The 19,749-nt window shown below is 59.6% G+C and carries 19 protein-coding genes, 1 tRNA gene and 1 pseudogene; 8 read left to right on the top strand and 13 right to left on the bottom strand.

The window, feature by feature from the left end:
- Positions 1 to 142: 142 nt before the first annotated feature.
- From V6S97_RS10380 to V6S97_RS10340, 9 genes and pseudogenes are all read right to left on the bottom strand, one after another.
- Positions 143 to 943, bottom strand: coding sequence for a phosphodiesterase (locus tag V6S97_RS10380; RefSeq protein ID WP_060722845.1), 801 nt, complete (start codon positions 941 to 943; stop codon positions 143 to 145).
- A gap of 66 nt (positions 944 to 1,009) precedes the next feature.
- Positions 1,010 to 2,302 carry an ABC transporter substrate-binding protein gene (locus tag V6S97_RS10375; protein ID WP_003503651.1) on the bottom strand — a complete coding sequence of 431 codons (1,293 nt, stop codon included), beginning with the start codon at positions 2,300 to 2,302 and terminating at the stop codon, positions 1,010 to 1,012.
- Between the two features lie 42 nt (positions 2,303 to 2,344).
- Positions 2,345 to 3,166: a carbohydrate ABC transporter permease gene (locus tag V6S97_RS10370; RefSeq protein WP_003503652.1), complete on the bottom strand. Its 822-nt coding sequence runs from the start codon at positions 3,164 to 3,166 to the stop codon at positions 2,345 to 2,347.
- Positions 3,166 to 4,092: a carbohydrate ABC transporter permease gene (locus tag V6S97_RS10365; RefSeq protein ID WP_003503653.1), complete on the bottom strand. Its 927-nt coding sequence runs from the start codon at positions 4,090 to 4,092 to the stop codon at positions 3,166 to 3,168. The genes V6S97_RS10370 and V6S97_RS10365 overlap by 1 nt, the downstream gene beginning before the upstream one ends.
- The gene (locus tag V6S97_RS10360; protein WP_020811735.1) at positions 4,089 to 5,234 is read right to left on the bottom strand and encodes an ABC transporter ATP-binding protein; all 1,146 of its coding nucleotides are present in this window, start codon (positions 5,232 to 5,234) and stop codon (positions 4,089 to 4,091) included. Before V6S97_RS10360 ends, V6S97_RS10365 begins: the two co-directional genes overlap by 4 nt.
- Before the next feature lie 205 nt (positions 5,235 to 5,439).
- Positions 5,440 to 6,199 (bottom strand): annotated as a pseudogene (locus tag V6S97_RS10355) (class I SAM-dependent methyltransferase).
- A 185-nt stretch (positions 6,200 to 6,384) separates the two neighbouring features.
- Positions 6,385 to 6,461, bottom strand: a tRNA-Arg gene (locus tag V6S97_RS10350).
- A 217-nt stretch (positions 6,462 to 6,678) separates the two neighbouring features.
- Positions 6,679 to 8,097, bottom strand: coding sequence for an ATP-binding protein (locus V6S97_RS10345; RefSeq protein ID WP_035212580.1), 1,419 nt, complete (start codon positions 8,095 to 8,097; stop codon positions 6,679 to 6,681).
- Positions 8,098 to 8,347: 250 nt separating this feature from the next.
- Entirely contained in the window at positions 8,348 to 10,396 is a 2,049-nt protein-coding gene (locus V6S97_RS10340; RefSeq protein WP_080865782.1) for a methyl-accepting chemotaxis protein, read from the bottom strand.
- A gap of 351 nt (positions 10,397 to 10,747) precedes the next feature.
- Between V6S97_RS10340 and rpmH the strand changes: the two genes are divergently transcribed.
- The 4 genes from rpmH to yihA are packed head-to-tail and all read left to right on the top strand — an operon-like array spanning position 10,748 to position 13,760.
- Positions 10,748 to 10,885, top strand: a complete 138-nt coding sequence (rpmH, locus tag V6S97_RS10335; protein ID WP_003493611.1) for a 50S ribosomal protein L34 — start codon at positions 10,748 to 10,750, stop codon at positions 10,883 to 10,885.
- Positions 10,886 to 10,921: 36 nt separating this feature from the next.
- The gene (gene rnpA / locus V6S97_RS10330; RefSeq protein WP_080865779.1) at positions 10,922 to 11,305 is read left to right on the top strand and encodes a ribonuclease P protein component; all 384 of its coding nucleotides are present in this window, start codon (positions 10,922 to 10,924) and stop codon (positions 11,303 to 11,305) included.
- A complete protein-coding gene (gene yidC / locus V6S97_RS10325; RefSeq protein ID WP_035212582.1) occupies positions 11,305 to 13,110 on the top strand; it encodes a membrane protein insertase YidC in 1,806 nt (601 codons plus the stop codon). The genes rnpA and yidC overlap by 1 nt, the downstream gene beginning before the upstream one ends.
- Positions 13,107 to 13,760, top strand: a complete 654-nt coding sequence (gene yihA / locus V6S97_RS10320; RefSeq protein ID WP_003503694.1) for a ribosome biogenesis GTP-binding protein YihA/YsxC — start codon at positions 13,107 to 13,109, stop codon at positions 13,758 to 13,760. Before yidC ends, yihA begins: the two co-directional genes overlap by 4 nt.
- A gap of 12 nt (positions 13,761 to 13,772) precedes the next feature.
- Here yihA and V6S97_RS10315 read toward each other — a convergent pair whose 3' ends face one another.
- A complete protein-coding gene (locus V6S97_RS10315) occupies positions 13,773 to 14,150 on the bottom strand; it encodes a hypothetical protein (RefSeq protein ID WP_003503696.1) in 378 nt (125 codons plus the stop codon).
- 271 nt (positions 14,151 to 14,421) lie between these two features.
- On the opposite strand from V6S97_RS10315, the gene argB reads away from it, so the two are divergent.
- A complete protein-coding gene (argB, locus tag V6S97_RS10310; RefSeq protein ID WP_003503698.1) occupies positions 14,422 to 15,306 on the top strand; it encodes an acetylglutamate kinase in 885 nt (294 codons plus the stop codon).
- A gap of 46 nt (positions 15,307 to 15,352) precedes the next feature.
- On the opposite strand, the gene V6S97_RS10305 is transcribed toward argB, so the two are convergent.
- Positions 15,353 to 16,270 carry a DMT family transporter gene (locus V6S97_RS10305; RefSeq protein WP_334426756.1) on the bottom strand — a complete coding sequence of 306 codons (918 nt, stop codon included), beginning with the start codon at positions 16,268 to 16,270 and terminating at the stop codon, positions 15,353 to 15,355.
- A 106-nt stretch (positions 16,271 to 16,376) separates the two neighbouring features.
- Here V6S97_RS10305 and V6S97_RS10300 point away from each other — a divergent pair, with 106 nt between their 5' ends.
- A complete protein-coding gene (locus V6S97_RS10300; protein ID WP_334426755.1) occupies positions 16,377 to 17,090 on the top strand; it encodes a pyrimidine 5'-nucleotidase in 714 nt (237 codons plus the stop codon).
- A 100-nt stretch (positions 17,091 to 17,190) separates the two neighbouring features.
- Positions 17,191 to 17,778: an EF-hand domain-containing protein gene (locus tag V6S97_RS10295; protein WP_003503704.1), complete on the top strand. Its 588-nt coding sequence runs from the start codon at positions 17,191 to 17,193 to the stop codon at positions 17,776 to 17,778.
- 41 nt (positions 17,779 to 17,819) lie between these two features.
- Here V6S97_RS10295 and V6S97_RS10290 read toward each other — a convergent pair whose 3' ends face one another.
- Positions 17,820 to 18,077, bottom strand: a complete 258-nt coding sequence (locus V6S97_RS10290) for a DUF1150 family protein (RefSeq protein WP_003503706.1) — start codon at positions 18,075 to 18,077, stop codon at positions 17,820 to 17,822.
- A gap of 56 nt (positions 18,078 to 18,133) precedes the next feature.
- Positions 18,134 to 18,559, bottom strand: coding sequence for an Hsp20 family protein (locus V6S97_RS10285; protein ID WP_003503708.1), 426 nt, complete (start codon positions 18,557 to 18,559; stop codon positions 18,134 to 18,136).
- A 206-nt stretch (positions 18,560 to 18,765) separates the two neighbouring features.
- Here V6S97_RS10285 and V6S97_RS10280 point away from each other — a divergent pair, with 206 nt between their 5' ends.
- Positions 18,766 to 19,710 carry a nucleoside hydrolase gene (locus tag V6S97_RS10280; protein ID WP_060723025.1) on the top strand — a complete coding sequence of 315 codons (945 nt, stop codon included), beginning with the start codon at positions 18,766 to 18,768 and terminating at the stop codon, positions 19,708 to 19,710.
- Positions 19,711 to 19,749 lie beyond the last annotated feature (39 nt).

Genomic DNA, 19,749 nt, shown 5'->3' with positions numbered 1-19,749 from the left:
AAACCTCAAGTGACGCATCGGCGCGACAGGCCGCGGGGTCTTCTCACCACCGCAGCCTTGTAGTCGGCAAAGACCTCTCCCTCACCACCCGCAACAGGCGACGAGGCGGAGGTCATCTCTGCAACACGGAAATCGTCCGGTGTCAGGGGCCTTCGCAGACAGGAGCCTGACCGAGCACGACCTGCCCCACCTCCGCATCATAGGCACGCAGGCCAAATGCGCCGAGGCTTATGACCCGGTAACAGGGATTGCCGCCCGTCCACAGCGGATCGACAACATCGATATCGGTGATGAAACGGTGTGCGCAAGCCTGACCGGAGCTGTAAGCTATGCCTTCCGCCGTCGTGCCCGCCATCGGCACATGGATGTGGCCAAAAATGATGTGACGTATGCCGGCCGGATGGGCGGAGAGGCGGCGCATGACAGCACCGTCATCATGCATGCCGATATGTTCGAAATGGCGGATGCCGCAATCCATCGGCGGATGGTGAATGAAAACCGTCACCGGCAGATCGCCTGCGCCTTCCAGCGCACTCTCCAGCCATGCCAGACGATCCGCGCCATACATGCCGCCTATGACATCGGCTTCGTGGCTGTCGAGAAACAGCAAACGGCCAAAATCCGTATCGATGAAGGACTGGATATAACCGTTATCGTCGCGCGGCTGCTCGGGAAAGGCGGCCACGAATTCCGGTCGACGGTCATGATTTCCGAGCATCAGCCTCACCGGCATGGAGACCGGTGTGAGGATATCGCGAAGCAGCTCATAGGCTTCCGGCTCGCCGTAATTACAAAGATCACCCGTCATGACAAGAAGATCGGCGTCGGCGTGTTTTTCGACAATATCGGCCACCGCCGCACGCAGCTGCTTTTCCGGGTCGACGCCGTTTACAGCAATGCCGGGCGGTACGAGATGGGTGTCGGTAATCTGGATGATCTTCATAACGGGTCTTTCTGCACAAAATGGCTGCGGGAACGGATTTCCCCGCAGCCTTTTCAGTCGTTCTGCTTATTTCAGCAGGGCGTTGGTCTGCTCGACGATCTGCTTGAGACCGGCTTCCGGCGTCACCTCACCGCGCATGACCGTGCCGATGATGTCGCGCTGCGTGCGCCAGATGCGGACGGAATCGCCACCCGGATAACCGGCCCAGGGCAGAGAACGGTCAGCCTGAAGCGAAGCGGTCTTCACATTCGGGTTCTCGACATAATAGGGAGCGAGGAAGTCCGGGCCGGTTGCCAGCTTGTTGGTCGGCAGGTAACCGGTGATGCGAACGATGGTGTTCTGCGCTTCCGGACCGGTGATCCACTTCAGGTACTTCCAGGCAGCGTCCTGCTTGGCCTTTTCCTGGGTCAGGATAACAGCCGAGTTGCCGCCGGTCGGAACGCCGCCCTTTTCCTTGTTGTCGAGCGGGAAGGTCGCCGTCTTCAGTTTGAAGCGGTCGCCGACCAGACCCTGGATCGTCTGAACGTGGGCGGGCGTCGAGAAGATGAAGCCGGTAAGGCCTGCACCGAACTGCTGGCGGGACTGATCCCAGTCGAGCAGGTTCTGGCCGCCTTCGGTGACGAACTGGCGGGTCATCTTCAGGGCGTTGAGGCCGATCTCGTTGTCGAAGCCAACGGTCTTGGCCTTCTCGTCAACGAGCTTGCCGCCCTGTTCGACGATGAGCGCCTGCCACAACCAGTCATCCGGCCAGCCGTTAATGTCGTAGCTCATGCCGGCGAACTTGGGGTCGAGAGCCTTGATCTTCTTTGCAAGAGCAATGAGCTCGGCAAAGGTCGTCGGCATCTTGTCCGGATCACCGCCAGCCTTGGTGACGAGGTCGGAGTTGATGTAGATGATCGGCGAGGAGGCGTTGACCGGCAGACCGTACTGCTTGCCGTCGATCTGGCCGAGTGCCGCCATCTTCGGGCTGTAGTTCTTGTCGAGGAAAGCCTGACCGCCTTCAGCCTGAATGAACGGGCCGAGATCGGTGATCTGGTTGCGCGGTGCAAGCGTGTGAACGAGTTCCGCCGTCAGGTTGTAACCCGAGAAATAAACGTCAGGCAGATTGCCAGTGACGGCAGAGCGCAGAACCTGCTGCTGGCCTTCGTTGTAACCGGCAGCCGGAGCGAGGAAGTTGATCTTCACATCAGGGTTCTTCTTCATGAATTCATCGGCCAGCGGCTGATGAAACTTGGTGAAGCCCGGCAGGTTGTAGAGAACGTTGAGCGTGATTTCATTGGCCAGAACCGGCTGAGCGAGGCCCGCAAAAGCCATGCCGAGAGCCAGACCGCCCATCACAGCGCGTCGGTTGAGTTTCATGTCAGTCTCCAGAGAGGTTGGGAGGAGGAAGTCTGAACGGCGTCACTTGACGCCGGTCATGGTAATACCGGCGATGAAGTGCCGTCGTGCGAGGAGGAAGCACAGCACCATCGGCGCGGTAATCAGTGTGGCGCCCGCCATCAGCGCACCATAATTCGCGCCGGATTCGACATCGGCGAAAAGCATCATGCCAAGCGGCGGCGGGGCGAGATTGGTGTCGGAGACCACGATCATCGGCCAATACAGGTCGTTCCAGTGGGCAACGAGCGAGAAGATCGAGAAGGCGGCGAGCGAAGGCAACGACCCGCGAAGGACCAGTCCCCAGCAAATCTCCATTTCCGAGAACCCGTCCATGCGGGCAGCCTCAATGATTTCATTCGGATAGCTGCGGAAGGACTGGTTGAACAGGAAGATAGCGAAGACCGAAAGGAAGAACGGCATCATCATCGCGAAATAGGTATTCAGAAGTTCCGTCTTGGCCAGACCAACGAAAAGCGGCAATGCAAGCGCCTGAATGGGAACGCAGAGCGCCGCAATAACGAGGCCCAGCAGCAGCTTGCGGCCCGGGAACCGGAGCTTTGCCAGCGCATAGGCAGCCGGAACCGATGTCAGCACCTGCACGACGAGAATGCCGACGCAGACAATGACGCCGTTCAGCATGAAACGCGCCATCGGCACCTGACCCGCCGCCCGGGCGTAATTATCGACAGCGTCGAATTTTTGCGGGATCGGCCAGAGCGAGACATCGAAGATTTCCGCCGGCGAGCGGATCGAGGTCAACACCATCCAGTAGAACGGCAGGAGCATCACGAAAGCGCCCAGCGCAAGCACGAGATGCGGGAAATATTTGCGCAATGCGGCCATCAGTAGTGCACCTTCCGGTCCATGTGCAGCGTCTGGCCGATAGACAGGACCAGCACGATCGCGAGGAAGATAATCGTCAGCGCGGCGGCATAACCGGTGTTGGAATATTCGAAACCTTCGAGATAAAGATCGAACAGCAGGGTTTCCGATCCGAAGCGGCCCTTGGTCAACACAGCCACCGTCTCGAACACCTTGAAGGCCGAAATGGAGGTGGTGACCACCACGAACATGGTCGTCGGCCCAAGCATCGGCCAGGTCACGGTCAGGAACCGGTCGACCGGGTTCTTGGCGCCATCCAGCCGCGCCGCCTCGTGCAGATCCTTCGAAATGGCCGTGAGGCCGGCAAGGAACAGCACCATGTTGAACCCGAGGATCTGCCAGACGCCCATCAGCGCCATGGTGGGAATGAGGAGTACGGGATTGGAGAGGAAGGCGACCGGTTCGAGACCAAGCCATTTGATCGCCGCATTCACCGGACCAAGCGAAGGGTGCAGCAGGAACTGCCACACGGTCGCCATGGCGACGAGTGTTGCGGTGACGGGGAGAAAATAAGCCACTTCCCAGAAAGCGCGGCTGCGCTTGCGGTTATATACGAGCAAAGCCACGCCGAGCGCCAGAAAGACGCCGAAGGGAATGACGATGAGCGCATAGATGGCGGTGTTGGCTAGGGCGCGCAGAAAAACCGGATCCTGAAACGCCTTGACGAAGTTTCCAAGACCGACAAAGCGGGTGGAGAGCGAACCCAGCTGGTAATCGGTGACGGAAAAACCGGCCAGAACGAGCATCGGAACAATATAGATCGCCAGAAGCAGCAGGCTTGCGGGGGCTGCGAACATCAGGCCGCGCCAGATCATCCGCCGGTCCGCCTTCGACAGCCGCGGGCGAGCCTTCGCCCGTGCAGCCGAGGAGAAATCAACCGCCGTCATGCCGGCACCCGTTCGCGCACCGTCACCTTGCGACGCAGGCCATCGGCCGCGAAGAGATGCGCGCGTTCCGGTGCAAAGCCGAGATTCATGACGCCATTCGCATCGGCACCCAGGGCCTCGCCCGCGACTTGACGCAGGGTGATGGCGACGGTCTCGTCGCTCAGCAGGCGGCAGCTCACGAAACGATCGGCGCCGTGGGTTTCACTGCGCACCACGCGCACGGCAAAACCTTCTTCGCCCGGGCGCAGGTCTTCGGCACGAAGGCCGAGCGTCGCCGGGCCGGCATCACGGCCGGCACCTTCAATAGCAAGATCGCGTCCAAAAGCCGTGATCTTGCCCTGCGCATCGATTTCGACCGGCAGCAGGTTGATCGATGGCGTGCCGATAAAACGCGCGACCGTCAGCGTCGCGGGCTTGCGGTAAAGCTCGTCCGGCGTGCCCAGCTGCTCGATGCGGCCTTCCGACATCAGGGCGATACGGTCGGACATGGTCATGGCTTCGATCTGGTCATGGGTGACGTAGATGAAGGTTGCCCCAAGCCGGCGGTGCAGGCCCGCCAGTTCCTCACGCATATGGGCGCGAAGTTTCGCATCGAGGTTGGAAAGCGGCTCGTCCATCAGGAAGGCTGCAGGCGAACGCACCAGCGCCCGGGCGAGCGCCACACGCTGACGCTGGCCGCCGGAAAGCTGCGCCGGCTTGCGATCCAGCAGATGCGCGATCTGCAGCGTCTCGGCCGCCTGTTCAACGGCGGCATCGATCTGCTTCAATGTTTCAGCAGGCGCTGCAAAACGTCCGATCAGTGGCAGGCGAGCAGCGAAAGGCAGGCGCCGCATCCTGAGCGGCGTCGCGATGTTCTGGCGCACGCTCATATGCGGATAAAGGGCGTAAGACTGGAAAACCATCGCCAGATTGCGATCGCTCGGATCAACCTCTGTCACATCCTGCTCGCCGATCGAAACCGAACCGCGATCCGGCGTTTCCAGACCCGCAATGATACGCAACAGCGTGGACTTGCCGCAGCCCGACATACCAACGAGGGACAAAAACTCGCCTGGGCGGATTGAGAGATCGATCTCTTTCAGAACATCATCGGCCCCGAAGCCTTTGCCGATGCCCGAAAGTTCAAGTGATTGTGGCGTCATTCTGCGCTCCTTTTCTGGAGCGCATATGCTTTTATTGTATGACAATATGACGAAGGTTCGGGGAAAGTTCGATGACACTCGAAAGCCCGGAAATGTCGGGTGATCGGAAAACCTTGCTGTGTAGGCCTCTACCCAAAACCACTAATATTGGGGGATATTCCCGGTGCTTGTTTATAGACTGAGAAACCAGCCTTGAGACACCGATTTATACGGCGGCGAGAATCACATGCGCCTGAATTTTGGCGGCAACCTCACCGCCGCCATGGCGCGCTTCAATGGCCGCGGCGACGTAGTCTGTCGCGGCATCCAGCTTCCCCGGAGCCCTTGCCTCGATCTCCGTCCGCAGAACAGTTCCCTGACAATAAGCGACAGCTGGAATACGCGGCGAAGAGGCGCGGCCTTGCATCGCCACCGTCTCGATCGTCACGCGCGAAAACCCGGCATCCTCCAGTTCACGGCGGATCATCGGGGAACAGGCGTGCCAAGGCGTTCGTCACATCATTCGCGAAGTGGTTTTCCTCGATGCGATCCCAGACGTTGAATAAATAATGCCCACCGGGCTTCAGCACCCGCTTTGCCTCTCGATAGGCCGACGGGCGATCACCGAAAAACATCGCACCGAACTGGCAGAAGACGAGGTCGAAAACAGTGTTTTCAAAAGGTAGGGTCTGGGCGTCCGCCTGTTGCCATCTTATGCGGTGATCCGGCGCCTGCTGCGACGCGGCAAAATCGAGCATAGGCTGATTGAGATCGGTCACCACATAGTTTGCGGCAGGCAATAATCGGGGAGCCAGTTTGCGCGTGACGGCACCGCTTCCCGCAGCAATCTCCAGAATATCAATCGGCATCAAAGCCGCCGCCCGTCGCGCCAGATCAGTGGCGAACGGCGCAAAAATCAACGGCACCATATAGCGGTCGTAATTTTCCGGAATCGAACCTGCAAATACCTTGTCTGCTTCCAACATGGCTTTCACCCCGGGCCATCTGATGACCGGATGATTTTAACATATATTCGGAAGGTTCGGAATTCGTTCGGTCCTGCCGGGTGTCGCAGCAGCCGAAGCATCTGGCGGAACGAACTCGCCGTTTCAAGCCACATGGCAAGCGAGAAACATCGCGTGTTTCAAGACCCGTTTTTTAGGAAAGGAAATGGCGCACCCGAAGAGATTCGAACTCCTGACCCCCAGATTCGTAGTCTGGTGCTCTATCCAGCTGAGCTACGGGTGCGTGCCGTTCCGGTCGTTTCCGGTGGCGTGGCGATCCTCTAAAACGTCCTCATTCCGAATGCAAGCGATTTCGTTTGGAAATTGTCATTTTTCCGCAGCAATTCATGTATCTTATTGATTATATTGTAAATTCTACGAACCTCGTTTTCCACGGGCCTGAGACCATGTCAATTCCGGCGGAGATAATGATTTCGCGGGCCTGTCGCGGCGCGGGTTTTTCAGGCGGTTCTGGCGGCCTGCACGGAGGCGGCGCGGTCGGCGATTTCAATGCGGAACTGCGTGCCGGGACCGGGCTTTTCGACGAGCGCGATGGTGCCGCCATGGGCGAGCACCAGTTCGCGGGCAATGACCAGCCCGAGGCCCGTGCCGCCGGAGCGGGCCGAACCCCGGAAAGCGGAAAACAGGTTCTCCTTGGCCTTGCGCGGCATTCCCGGCCCATTGTCGTCGATGACGATGCTGACGACGCTGCCGGCCCTCTGGGCCAGGATGGAAAGGTGTCTCGGCGCGGCATTTGTGGCATCGGATTGCAGAGCCTGGACGGCATTGCGACAGAGATTATGGATGACCCGGAAAAGCTGTTCGGAATCCGCATCGATCGTGAGATCCGGGGGGACGCTGTCGTGAAACTCGATACCGCTGTCGGGATCGAGCGCCAGAATGTCGCGCACATCCCGCACCAGAAGGCTCAACTGCACCATCTTGCGTTTCGGCGCGCCTTCGGTCGCCTGGCCATAGGCTAGAACCTCGCCCGTATAGGCCACGGCGCGGTCGATGGTGCGCAGCAGTTTCGGCGCGAAGCTCCTGACCATCGGGTCCTTGGCATCCACAAGCCGGTCGGACATCAGCTGCGCGGAGGAGAGGATGTTGCGCATGTCATGGTTGATCTTCGACACCGCAAGGCCGAGATCCACAAGGTTCTTCTGCTGGCGCAGGGTTTTCTGCAGTTCGGTCTGCATATCCGCAAGATGGCGGCCCGCAACCGACAGTTCGTCCGTCCCCTCCTCGGGCACGAAAATCCGCTCGGGATTGCCTGGATCCTCGGAGAAATTCTGCATGCCGAGCGTCAGCCGGCGTATCGGCCGGATCATGATGCGGTTGATGGAGATGAATATCAGGCCGGCCGTGATCAGCGACAGGACGATGGAAATCAGGAAAACGTTGCGGGCATAGGCAAGCATCGCCGCCCGCAGCTTGTTTTCGCCCAGCACCAGTTCGATGATGGTATCGCTGTCGCCCACCACATCGAAGACGCGGATGACGCGGTTGCCGCCGAACAGCAGGGTGGAGAAGGCATCCCGCACCGCCGCCACCTGCGAAACATCGGAAAGATCATATTGCTCGTCGACACCGGGCGGTGTTTCCGCCACTGCGAGCAGGCGCGAGGTGCCGTCCTTTCGCAGCGCGATAAGCTTTGCCCCGGTTGCCATCAGCGTGTCGTTCTGCACGCTTCGCGGCAGTTCGGCCTGCAGGCCATCAATCACCGCGCCGGCGGCGGCGGCCGTATTCAGACGGTCCTGCAGCCAGGAAAGACGCATATTGGCGACGGAAGGCACGAAGATCAGCACTTCGGCGATCATCACGAAAATGACCGTGAGCAGCAGCAGCCGTCCGGAAAGACCGGCGGTCAATCCCGGCATGCAGTGCACCGGATCGTCTTGCGTGCGGTCCAAGCTGTCTACGCCTTTAGAAAACACCGGGCCATGATCCTGTATGCGCGCCGCTGCTTGCGTGGAACGGCTCGGTTTATATGCAGCGACGATAATAGGACCTAATGGATATTTTTCCAATGCGCTGCAAAACAAACGTTTTCATTGCCGGAAAACAAACGCCGCCCGAAAAGGGCGGCGTTCGCAGCGTAAGCCTGTTTGAAGCGGAACTGCAGGTCGCCTAGAATTCCTGCCAGTCGCCATGCGCCGGTGCTGCAGCGGGCTGGGCATTGAGTGCACGACTGACGCTGTTCATCAATTTGCGGGCCGGGGACGCCACCGCCGCCGTCCTGCCGGAGACCGCAACCGGTCCGGTGGATGCCGTTACCGGTCTTGCGGGCTGCTCGAAACGGTGGCTGTGCTGCACATTTTCGGCGCCAACATTGAAACGAGTCACCAGCGTCACGAGATGATCCGCCTCGCTGCTCAGCTTGTGGGTTGCGGCCGAGGTCTCCTCCACCATGGCAGCATTGCGCTGCGTCACCTGATCCATCTGGTTGATGGCGGTATTCACCTCGTGCAGACCGGTGGACTGCTCCCTGGCCGCCGTGGCGATCGAATGGATGTGCTCATTGATCGCCAGAACGCGGGTCTCGATCTCGCTCAGTGCGCTGCCGGTTTTCTGCACCAGCGACACGCCGCGTCCGACCTCCTGGCCGGATTTGGTGATCAGCGCCTTGATGTCCTTCGCAGCCGTTGCGGAACGCTGCGCCAGTTCCCGCACTTCCTGCGCGACGACGGCGAAGCCCTTGCCGGCCTCGCCGGCACGTGCCGCTTCCACGCCTGCGTTCAGCGCGAGAAGGTTCGTCTGGAAGGCGATCTCGTCAATGACGTTGATGATCTGGCTGATTTCACGCGAGGCATGCTCGATGCGATCCATGGCGGAGACGGCATCGCGCACGACACTGGCGGATTCCTCCGTCTTCTGCTTGGTTTCGGCAACCATGGCGCTGGCTTCCTGCGCACGGTCGGTGGAATTGCGGACGACGGCGGTGATTTCGTCCAGTGCGGCGGAGGTTTCCTCCAGCGCCGCAGCCTGCTGTTCCGTCCGCTTCGACAGGTCGTCGGCCGCCGAGCGCAGTTCGCTTGCGTTGCCGCTGATGCCTTCCGTGCTGCCGCGCACCTCCCTCATTGTCTCGCGCAGCTTGGTCAGCGTCTGGTTGACGTTCTCCTGGAGTTCGCCGAACACGCCGCGGAACTCGCCGTCCATCCTCTCCGTCAGATCACCCCGCGCCAGACCTTCAATGACGCGGCTGGTCTCGGATACGCCGTTATGGACCCCCGTGAGGAGCGAATTGATCGTCGCGGCGAAACGATTGAGGTTTTCGTCGCCATAATCCTTGTTGATGCGGCGGCTGAAATCGCCCTGGGCCGCGGCGTCGACGACGACGGCCATGCCGGCCTGCAGGTCGTCGCTCTTGGCGCGCATGGCGGTCTCCTGCGCATTCATGCGGCGCACCTCGCGGCCGTTGTTCTTGAAGACCTCGACGGCGGCAGCCATTTCGCCGATCTCGTCGTTGCGGCCGAGATAGGGGACTTCCGCGTCCAGATTTCCATCGGCCACCGCATTCATCACCTGCGAAACCCGGCGGATGGGCGCGCTGAGCTGCCGCGTTCCGATGTAGAGACCGAAGGCGGCTCCCGCGCCGACACCTGCAACCGTCACCGCGACGATCGCCCAGAATATGGCGGTGCTGAAAGAATCCATTCCTGCCTTTACGACTTCCAGTTCGGCAATGTCGTTTTTCACGACACCATCGATCTCCGCCTGATAGGCCTTGCGGTTGGCGCGGTTCGCCTCATTGTTGCCCTGCTGGGCGGCTGCCTGCGGCCCGCTCTCCTTCGCCAGCCGGACAGTCTCCAGACGGAAGGTCCGGAATTCCTTGGACCGGCCGACAAGCTTGTCGAAACTCGCCCGCTGTTCCGCCGGCACGAGCGGAGCCCAGCTGGCAATCAGCTTTTCCATGGCATCAAGGTTTTTGACCATGCCGTCGGCAAAGGGGGTGACTGCGGCCACATCGGCTGCCGCATAGACACCACGCGCCTCCATGACGACCGCCGTCACCAGACGGTTAAGCGCCTCGCCCTTGTAGGCCCTTTCGGCAGCTTCCTCGAAATGATGCGACCGGACCCGGAATTCGTTGATCGCATAGATGGACAGCCCGCCGATGGTGCAGGCAACAAGGCTCATAAGCCCGACAAGTAGATTGATACGACCGCGAATTCTCAATTTCGTTCCCCCAACAAAAACCAGCCGCGCAATGAAAATGGGAAGCTGGCATAACTTTTCGCGTCACAAGATTTATCAATGCGGCGTTAAGAAAGAATTTCGGATTTTATCGATTGCGCGTCGGAATCAGCCTCTATCGGCAGTCGGCGAAGGAGATTGCGGTGCGTTTTCCGCAAAAGGTGAACCGCGAAAACCCCTTCGGCAATTGACTTTGCTCGGCCTATGCCCTTATAAGCCGCGCACGCTCGGCCATTGAAAGCTCGCCCAGGCGGGGTTAGCCGTGCAAAAAACGAAACGCTCTTGCAAATAATTGCAAATTCAAGAAGGGCCGCACACCGCGGTATTAAATAAATGTCGAAGCGTACTTACCAACCGTCCAAGCTTGTTCGCAAGCGTCGTCATGGTTTCCGTGCCCGCATGGCTACCGCCGGCGGTCGCAAGGTTCTCGCAGCCCGCCGTGCGCGCGGCCGCGCACGTCTGTCGGCTTAATTGCCGAGCCTGTGGCCCGATGAAAGTCGTGGGCACATGAGCAAGACTGAAAAACACCCCGGCCGGCTTAAAAACCGGTCGGAGTTTCTTGCCGTTCAGGCGGGGGAAAAACGGCGGGGAAGCACCTTTCTTCTGGAAGTGCTTGACCGGAAAGCCCCGGAAACCGAGCCTCGCGTCGGTTTTACCGTAACAAAAAGACAAGGCAACGCGGTCGAGCGAAATCGCATGCGCCGCCGTCTCAGGGAAGCCGTCAGGCTTTCTGCCGGGGTCGCAATGAAGCCCGGTCATGACTATGTGATTGTCGCCCGCAGGGATGTGCTCGATACAACCTTCCCGAAACTTCAGTCTCTCCTTGCCGAGCGCATTGAAGGAACGGCGAAACCGAAACGGTCCCAGGAGACCCGCTCCAGGAAAGAATGATGGAAAAGAACCGCAATTACTTCATCGCGATAGCCCTTTCGGTTGTCATCGTCCTCGCCTGGCAATTCCTTTACATGAATCCGCGTATCGAGCAGCAGCGCCGTGCCGAAGAGGCCCGCCAGGCGCAGCAGCAGCAGACGACGCAGCAACAGCAGCCGGCACCGGGTGCCGCGCCTGGTGCAGCCGTCGAAGGCACACCGCCCGCCTCTTCGCCGCAGACCGCCGCAACGGCGACCCGTGAAGAGTCGATTGCAAGAACCCAGCGTGTGGCCATCGACACCAACGCCATCGCCGGTTCGATCAATCTCGCCGGCGCCCGTTTCGATGACATCCGGCTCAAGGATTACCATGAGACCGTCGATGACTCGAGCCCGATCATCACGCTGTTCTCGCCCTCCGACACCAAGGACGGCTACTTCACCGAACTCGGTTTTGTTGCTGCACAGGAAGTCGGCGGCGTTCCCGGTCCGACCACCGTCTGGACGCTGGCAAGCGGCGAGAAGCTGACGGAAACCACCCCGGTCACCCTCACCTACACCAATTCCAAGGGCGTGATTTTCTCCCGCACGATTTCGATCGACGAGCATTATATGATCTCGGTCGCCGACAAGGTCGAGAACCCGGGACAGGCTGCGGTCTCCTTCGCCACCTATGGCCGCGTGACGCGCAACAACAAGCCGGCGATCCCGCCCGTCTTCGTCATCCATGAAGGCTTTCTCGGCGTTTCGGGCAAAGACGGCAGCCTGACGGAAGAAAAATACAAGGATGTTGAAGAAGCACCGGTAACTATTGCCAAGGCAACCGGCGGCTGGCTCGGCATTACCGACAAATATTGGGCTGCTGCCATCGTTCCGCCGCAGACAACACCGTTCGAAACCCGCTTTTCGCATATCACCGGCAATCAGCCGAGCTATCAGGCGGATTTCAAGAGCGACACGATGACGGTCGAACCCGGCCAGTCCATCGAGCTGAAGAGCCTTGTCTTCGCCGGCGCCAAGGAAGTGCCGCTGGTCGACCGCTATGAAAAAGAATATTCCATTCCGAAGTTCGACCTTCTGATCGACTGGGGCTGGTTCTACTTCATCACCAAGCCGATGTTCAAAATGATGGATTTCTTCTTCCGTTATTTTGGCAATTTCGGCGTGGCCATCCTGCTCACCACCATCGTCGTCAAGGCGCTCTTCTTCCCGCTCGCCAGCAAGCAATATGCTTCCATGGCGAACATGAAGCGCGTGCAGCCGAAGATGGAGGAGCTTAAGGCCAAGCATGGCGATGACCGCATGGCCATGCAGCAGGCGATGATGCAGCTCTACAAGGAAGAGAAGATCAATCCGGTTGCCGGCTGCTGGCCGATGCTTCTGCAGATTCCGGTCTTCTTCGCGCTCTACAAGGTCATCTACGTCACCATCGAAATGCGGCATGCACCGTTCTTCGGCTGGATTCACGACCTTTCCGCGCCCGATCCGACATCGCTCTTCAACCTGTTCGGCCTTCTGCCTTACGACGTGCCGCATTTCCTGATGATCGGCGTCTGGCCGCTGGTCATGGGCATCACCATGTTCCTGCAGATGCGCATGAACCCGACGCCGCCCGATCCGACGCAGGCAATGATCTTCAACTGGATGCCGCTGATCTTCACCTTCATGCTGGCCTCCTTCCCGGCCGGTCTGGTCATCTACTGGGCATGGAACAATACGCTCTCCATCACCCAGCAGGCCGTCATCATGAAGCGTCAGGGCGCCAAGATCGAGCTGTTCGATAATATCAAGGGGCTGTTCAAGCGAAAGCCGGTGCAATCGAAATGAGTGAAACCGGCACGGCAACCGAAAAGCCCCTGTTCGGGCGACCCTGGATTTTCATTCGCGGCGTTCCCGCAATGAAATTCCTGCCGCCCGAAGGCCCGCCGGAGATTGCCTTCGCCGGTCGTTCGAATGTCGGCAAGTCCTCGCTCATCAATGCGCTGGTGGGCCACAAGGGGCTTGCCCGCACGTCCAACACGCCCGGACGCACGCAGGAACTCAACTACTTCGTTCCGGATGGTTATTCCGGCGAAGCGGGCGACCTGCCGCCGATGGCGCTGGTCGACATGCCCGGTTACGGTTATGCGCAGGCCCCCAAGGATCATGTTGACGCCTGGACGAAGCTTGTCTTCGATTATCTGCGCGGCCGTGCGACGCTGAAGCGCGTTTACGTGCTGATCGATTCCCGCCACGGCGTGAAAAAGAATGACGAGGAGGTTCTGACCCTGCTCGACAAGGCAGCCGTGTCCTACCAGATCGTGCTGACGAAGACGGACAAGATCAAGGATGTCGGCGTTCCGCGGCTGATCGGCGAAACGCTGGAAAAAATCCGCAAGCGCCCTGCCGCCTATCCGGAAGTTCTCGCCACGTCCTCGGAAAAATCATTCGGGCTGGATAGCCTGCGGGCCGAGATCGTCAGAACGATCTCCCTTTGAGAGGCGCGCCCCTCAGGCGATAGTGAAAAGCAGAACGGCGGTCCACAGCATCGCCGTCAGTGCCAGAAGACGCCAGAAGCGCACCGAATGCCAGACCTCCGAAAGCATGGCTGCGAACATGCTGCCACCGCGCAGCGGCTGGCTCCTGAATGGCAGGCCGGAGCGGCTTGGATCCCGTTCCAGCAGCGCGGCGACGGTCGCATTTTCGCGGTATTCGGTTTCCGCCAGATTGTCCCGCCAGCGCCTGACCATGGCCGCGAACTGGCGGTCACGTTTGATGCGTTTGGCAAGCTCCGCCATGCTTTCCGGCGGCAAGGCACCCAGCACATATTCGCCCGCAAGGACTTCGTCCCGCAAACCGCTTTGCTTGTCTCGATCGGGTGCCGTCATGTGGTCTCTCGCTCCTCGGTCGTTCAGGTCAGCATCGCTTGCGCGGCGCGCGACATCTTCTGTCGCCCTGAATTAACCCCTCCCCTTTCCCCTGCAAGGCTGGTCCCATTGGGCCTTTATGTCAATCGCATTACAGGGCCCGGAACGCCAAAAAAAAGAAATTTGACTGCTGCCGACACAATAAGGCCGAGAGGTTATTTCATCCGTCAAAGACTTGCTTTAGAGCGGTGACAGGCTCTCAACAGCCGCAACCACAGACCGAGGTTTTTAGATGACGTCTTCCGAAAGCGAAACTCAGGCGCGGCTGCTCGCACAGGCTCTGCCTTTTATGCAGAAATACGAGAACAAGACCATCGTGGTGAAATATGGCGGCCACGCCATGGGGGATTCCACACTCGGCAAGGCTTTCGCGGAAGACATCGCGCTGTTGAAGCAATCAGGCATAAACCCGATCGTCGTGCATGGCGGCGGCCCGCAGATCGGCGCGATGCTGACCAAGATGGGCATCGAATCGAAGTTCGAGGGCGGCCTTCGCGTTACCGACGCCAAGACGGTCGAGATCGTCGAAATGGTTCTGGCCGGATCGATCAACAAGGAAATCGTCGCCCTCATCAACCAGACGGGTGAATGGGCGATCGGCCTGTGCGGCAAGGACGGTAACATGGTCTTCGCCGAAAAGGCGAAAAAGACCGTCATCGATCCTGACAGCAATATCGAACGTGTGCTCGATCTCGGCTTCGTCGGCGAAGTCACCGAAGTCGACCGCACCCTGCTCGACCTGCTCGCCAAGTCGGAAATGATCCCGGTCATCGCCCCGGTCGCGCCTGGCCGCGATGGCGCCACCTACAATATCAACGCCGATACCTTCGCCGGCGCGATTGCGGGCGCGCTTCACGCCTCGCGTCTGCTGTTTCTCACCGACGTTCCCGGCGTTCTCGACAAGAACAAGGAACTCATCAAGGAACTCACCGTCTCGCAGGCGCGTGCGCTCATCAAGGACGGCACGATTTCCGGTGGCATGATCCCGAAGGTCGAGACCTGCATCGACGCCATCAAGGCCGGTGTTCAGGGCGTGGTGATCCTCAACGGCAAGACGCCCCATTCCGTCCTTCTGGAAATCTTCACGGAAGGCGCCGGCACGCTCATCGTGCCCTGATGTGCTTCAGGTGGCGGACGGCAAGCCTGTCCGCCACGACAGGCCTTCAACCGAATGCCAGAAGCGACAGCACACCCACCACAATCAGCAGGCAACCGGAGAGTTCGAGCCGGTTGATCTTCTCCTTGAAGAAGAGCACGGTCGAGGCGAAGGCGAAGAGCATCTCCACCTGCGCCAGCGCCTTCACCACGGCGGCCTGCTGCAGGGTCATCGCCGTGAACCAGCCGAATGAGGCCGTGGCGCCCACGAAACCGACAGCAAGCGACGGTTTCCAAACCTTGGCGATACGCCGCAATTCTTCCCGCTCGCGCCAGATGATCCACAGGAACATCGACACCGTCTGCATGACGATCACGACGACGAGTGTGAAGCCCGCCTGCATCATCGCGTCCGGAACGGGAAGGCTCGGCGCAAGCGCGAGCGACGCCGATCGGTAGGCAACCGACGACAGGCCGAAGAAAGCGCCTGAGGCGAGGCCGATGCCCGCCGTCCGGCTGAAGATCGACGTCAGGAAGGAAGCGGGCGTCACTTCCGTGCGTGCCACCGAAATCAGCATGACACCGGCGACCGATATGGCAATAGCCGCCAATGTGCCGCCATTGACGCTTTCACCGATGAAGATAAGCGCGAACAGTGCCGCCTGCGCCGGTTCTGTGCGGGAATAGGCCGTTCCCACTGCAAAGTTGCGGAAGGAGAACAGGTGCACCAGCAGGAACGTGGCGGCAATCTGCGCCATGGCCCCGACCGTCGCCCACAAAGCGAAGGACATGTTGGGCACCGGCAGCGGGCGACCGAGCCCGAAATGCAGAAAAGCGAGATAGGCGAGAGCGAAGGGCATGCCGAACACGAAGCGCACAAAGGTCGCGCCCGTGGTGCCCATCATGCCCTTGAGGTGCTTTTGCAGGGTCGAGCGCAGGTTCTGCAAGAACGCGCTTGCGAAAGTAATACCTATCCAGAGTTCCATGGCTTTGGCGGTATCATGCGCCGGAGGCCGCAGCCAAGCCCGATTTTCTGACCAATAGTCGTCTTTTCGATTTTCTTCGTCATTCGAAACGGGCATAAAGCAGCCCATGGACACAAAGCCGAAAAACCTGCCCGAAGCCGCCGATTTCGACCATGTAAGCGAATGGGTCTTCGATCTCGACAACACGCTCTATCCGCATCACATCAATCTGTTTTCGCAGATCGATCGAAACATGACGGCCTATGTGGCGGAACTTCTGAAGCTTGACCCCGAGGAAGCCCGGGTGCTGCAGAAACGGTATTATCACGACCACGGCACGACGCTGCAGGGCCTGATGATCCATTACGGCATCAGCCCGGACGAGTTTCTGGAACGCGCCCATGCCATCGACTATTCGGCATTGAAACCGCATCCGGAACTTGGTGAGGCAATCAAGGCTTTGCCCGGTCGCAAGTTCATCCTCACCAATGGCAGCGTGAAACACGCGCAGGCTGCGGCCGGCGCGCTCGGCATTCTCGATCATTTCGAGGATATTTTCGATATCGTCGCCGCGGGATACTTGCCGAAACCAGCCGGCGCGACCTATGAGAAATTCGCGGCGCTTTCGAAACTCGACACGAAAAAAGCCGCCATGTTCGAGGATCTGCCGCGCAATCTTGCCGCCCCCAAGGCGCTGGGCATGAAGACCGTGTTGCTCGTGCCTTCAAACCTTGAGGGCGTCATCATGGAACGCTGGGAAATTCCGGCCGTGACGGATGAGCATATCGACTACATCACCGACGACCTGACCGGGTTCCTGACGAAAACCATCACCCGCTGAGCAGCGAACATTACCGAAGCTTCATCCACCTTACGGATGTTTAAGTGGTGAGGCTTGCTGGACGTCACTATCTTTTCTTCAGGGACACCAAAGAAAGGTAATGACGATGACCACACGCAAAATCGCCCTCTCTGCTCTTGGCGCAGCCCTTGTGCTCAGCACGGCCGCAACGGCCAGTTTCGCCGCGCCCGGCAAGGGCCACAAGGATCGCATGCCGATCCGTCCGGAAGCGGCTTTCGTTCACCTGCTGAAGGTGGCCGACGCCAACAAGGACGGCAAGATTTCGAAGGAGGAATTCGCCGCCCGTCAGGACGCGCTCTTCACAGAGATCGACAAGGACAAAGACGGCTCGATTACGCCGAAGGAAATCCGCGAATACCGCCAGGCGAAGATGGAAGCCTTCCGCGCCGCCCATCCGCGTCCGGAGCGGGAGGAAGCCAAGGCGGATGAAGGCAAGGGTCCCGAGGGCAAGCGCGCCGAGCGCGAACATGGCGGCCGTCAGGGCTGGGGCAAACATGGCGGCAAGGGTGGAGCCTACGCACTGTTCCGCATGGCCGATACCGACGAGAACGGTCAGGTCAGCAAGGCCGAATTCACCGCCGCCGGCGAAAAGATGTTCGAACGGCTGGACAGGAACAAGGACGGCGTCATCTCCATCGACGACATGCCGGACCGCCCGTTCCTTTGATCCACTAAGCATAAAGCCCGCTCAAAAGCGGGCTTTTTTATTCAATGCAGGCTGACGGTCTTGAGATCGTCTTCGGCAGCCTTGAAAAACGTGCTTGAACGGTTGTCCGTGAGGAGGATTGGCGTACCATCCGCACCGAACAGTGCCCAAAGATCCAATTGCGGATCGAGATCAGGCGCTTCCGGGAAACAGCGGCTGACGTCTTCCGCCCGGATCTTGCGGATATATCCCACTTCTCCTTCGCCGATATGGGCGAGCTGGGATTGGGTGAGACGCGCATGCGCTTCTTTCAAAAGCATATTTCAGCCTCCTTCTTCACGCCGAGCGATTCGTGTCGGATTCTGGCGTTCACGTTCTACTCTGAGACGGAAATATTAATTTTCTTCACCACGTTTGAAATTTCCGGCCGGACCAGATCGATGGAAAGAAGGCCGTTGCGCAGGCGCGCTTCCCTGACCTGCATGCCATCGGCAAGCACGAAAACCCGCTGGAACTGGCGCGCCGCGATGCCGCGATAGAGAAAATCGCGCTTCTCCTGTTCCTGCTGTCGTCCCCGAATGACGAGCTGGTTATCGGCCGTCGTCACATCCAGATCGTCCTGCGAAAAACCGGCGACTGCGATGGTGATGCGCAGGCGTTCGGGCATATCTTCGCTGCCGGGCAGGCGCTCTATGTTGTAGGGAGGATAGCCGTCATTGGCCTTCGCCATGCGCTCCAGCGTTTTTTCCATGGCATCAAAACCCAGCAGAAGCGGGTGGGTGAATGGCGTCATGCGGCTCATGTCTCTTCTGTCCTTGCAACCAAGCGACGTTTCGCGGTCCCGCTTCCGGCAACCTTGCCGGTCAATCGCACCGGCCCCAGCAATATGGGAAGCCGAACCACGATGCGCAAGACGAAACGCGGGGCAAAGGCAAGCCGCAGGAATGAGACTTGACAAGTGAGCACCCGCCGCTCGAAAAAAGCGCTCATCTCAACGGCGGGCAAGACATGGCAGAACGCAGAAAAATCATCATCGACACCGATCCCGGCCAGGACGACGCAGCGGCAATCATGCTCGCTTTCGCAAGCCCGGAGGAAATCGACATTCTCGGATTGTGCGCCGTCGCCGGCAACGTTCCGCTGAAGCTGACGAGCCGCAACATCCGCATCATCTGCGAATTGTGCGGGCGCACCGATATTCCAGTCTATGAGGGCGCCGAGAAGCCGCTGGTGCGCAAGCCCATCACCGCCGAACATGTTCACGGCAGCACCGGCCTCGATGGCCCGGTTCTCGACGAACCGTCCATGGAGGCGCAAAAGCAGCACGCGGTCGATTTCATCATCGAGACGGTGATGCGCGAGCCCGCCGGCACGGTAACGCTCTGCACGCTCGGCGCGCTGACTAATGTGGCGCTGGCGCTCCTGAAGGCGCCTGAGATCGCCGATCGAGTCAAGGAACTGGTGATGATGGGCGGCGGCTTCTTCGAGGGCGGCAACATCACACCGGCGGCGGAATTCAACATCTATGTCGACCCGCAGGCCGCCGACATCGTCTTCCGCTCCGGCATGCCTGTTGTGATGATGCCGCTCGATGTCACCCATCAGTTGCTGACGACCAAGGCCCGGGTCAGCCGCATTCGCGAGATCGGCACACGGCCGGCCATCGCCATGGCGGAAATGCTGGAATTCTTCGAACGCTTCGACATCGAAAAATACGGTTCGGATGGCGGCCCGCTGCATGATCCGAGCGTCATTGCCTATCTCGTCAAACCCGAACTGTTTCAGGGTCGCGAGTGCAACGTCGAAATCGAGGTCCATTCCGAACTGACCATGGGCATGACCGTGGTGGACTGGTGGAATGTTACCGAACGTCCCGCCAATGCCCGCGTTATGCGCAATGTGGATGCCGACGGTTTCTTCGAGTTGCTGACGGAACGTTTAGCCCGTCTCTGACGGAAGCGGACATGAAAAAAAGGGCCGCTGGCGATACCA

Source organism: Agrobacterium sp. CCNWLW155 (assembly GCF_036888815.1).
Classification (GTDB): domain Bacteria; phylum Pseudomonadota; class Alphaproteobacteria; order Rhizobiales; family Rhizobiaceae; genus Agrobacterium; species Agrobacterium radiobacter.
Note: the sequence above shows the minus strand (reverse complement) of the source record. Positions and strands in the feature narration are given on the sequence as shown.

What these genes read in the sequence shown, in the direction of transcription:
- V6S97_RS10380 (WP_060722845.1), bottom strand. Translation starts at nt 943, where the DNA reads ATGAAGATCATCCAGATTACCGACACCCATCTCGTACCGCCCGGCATT.
- argB (WP_003503698.1), top strand. Translation starts at nt 14,422, where the DNA reads ATGACGTCTTCCGAAAGCGAAACTCAGGCGCGGCTGCTCGCACAGGCT.
- V6S97_RS10365 (WP_003503653.1), bottom strand. Translation starts at nt 4,092, where the DNA reads ATGACGGCGGTTGATTTCTCCTCGGCTGCACGGGCGAAGGCTCGCCCG.
- V6S97_RS10305 (WP_334426756.1), bottom strand. Translation starts at nt 16,270, where the DNA reads ATGGAACTCTGGATAGGTATTACTTTCGCAAGCGCGTTCTTGCAGAAC.
- rpmH (WP_003493611.1), top strand. Translation starts at nt 10,748, where the DNA reads ATGTCGAAGCGTACTTACCAACCGTCCAAGCTTGTTCGCAAGCGTCGT.
- rnpA (WP_080865779.1), top strand. Translation starts at nt 10,922, where the DNA reads ATGAGCAAGACTGAAAAACACCCCGGCCGGCTTAAAAACCGGTCGGAG.
- V6S97_RS10345 (WP_035212580.1), bottom strand. Translation starts at nt 8,097, where the DNA reads ATGCCGGGATTGACCGCCGGTCTTTCCGGACGGCTGCTGCTGCTCACG.
- V6S97_RS10375 (WP_003503651.1), bottom strand. Translation starts at nt 2,302, where the DNA reads ATGAAACTCAACCGACGCGCTGTGATGGGCGGTCTGGCTCTCGGCATG.
- yidC (WP_035212582.1), top strand. Translation starts at nt 11,305, where the DNA reads ATGGAAAAGAACCGCAATTACTTCATCGCGATAGCCCTTTCGGTTGTC.
- V6S97_RS10290 (WP_003503706.1), bottom strand. Translation starts at nt 18,077, where the DNA reads ATGCTTTTGAAAGAAGCGCATGCGCGTCTCACCCAATCCCAGCTCGCC.
- yihA (WP_003503694.1), top strand. Translation starts at nt 13,107, where the DNA reads ATGAGTGAAACCGGCACGGCAACCGAAAAGCCCCTGTTCGGGCGACCC.
- V6S97_RS10285 (WP_003503708.1), bottom strand. Translation starts at nt 18,559, where the DNA reads ATGAGCCGCATGACGCCATTCACCCACCCGCTTCTGCTGGGTTTTGAT.
- V6S97_RS10295 (WP_003503704.1), top strand. Translation starts at nt 17,191, where the DNA reads ATGACGATGACCACACGCAAAATCGCCCTCTCTGCTCTTGGCGCAGCC.
- V6S97_RS10280 (WP_060723025.1), top strand. Translation starts at nt 18,766, where the DNA reads ATGGCAGAACGCAGAAAAATCATCATCGACACCGATCCCGGCCAGGAC.
- V6S97_RS10360 (WP_020811735.1), bottom strand. Translation starts at nt 5,234, where the DNA reads ATGACGCCACAATCACTTGAACTTTCGGGCATCGGCAAAGGCTTCGGG.
- V6S97_RS10300 (WP_334426755.1), top strand. Translation starts at nt 16,377, where the DNA reads ATGGACACAAAGCCGAAAAACCTGCCCGAAGCCGCCGATTTCGACCAT.
- V6S97_RS10315 (WP_003503696.1), bottom strand. Translation starts at nt 14,150, where the DNA reads ATGACGGCACCCGATCGAGACAAGCAAAGCGGTTTGCGGGACGAAGTC.
- V6S97_RS10370 (WP_003503652.1), bottom strand. Translation starts at nt 3,166, where the DNA reads ATGGCCGCATTGCGCAAATATTTCCCGCATCTCGTGCTTGCGCTGGGC.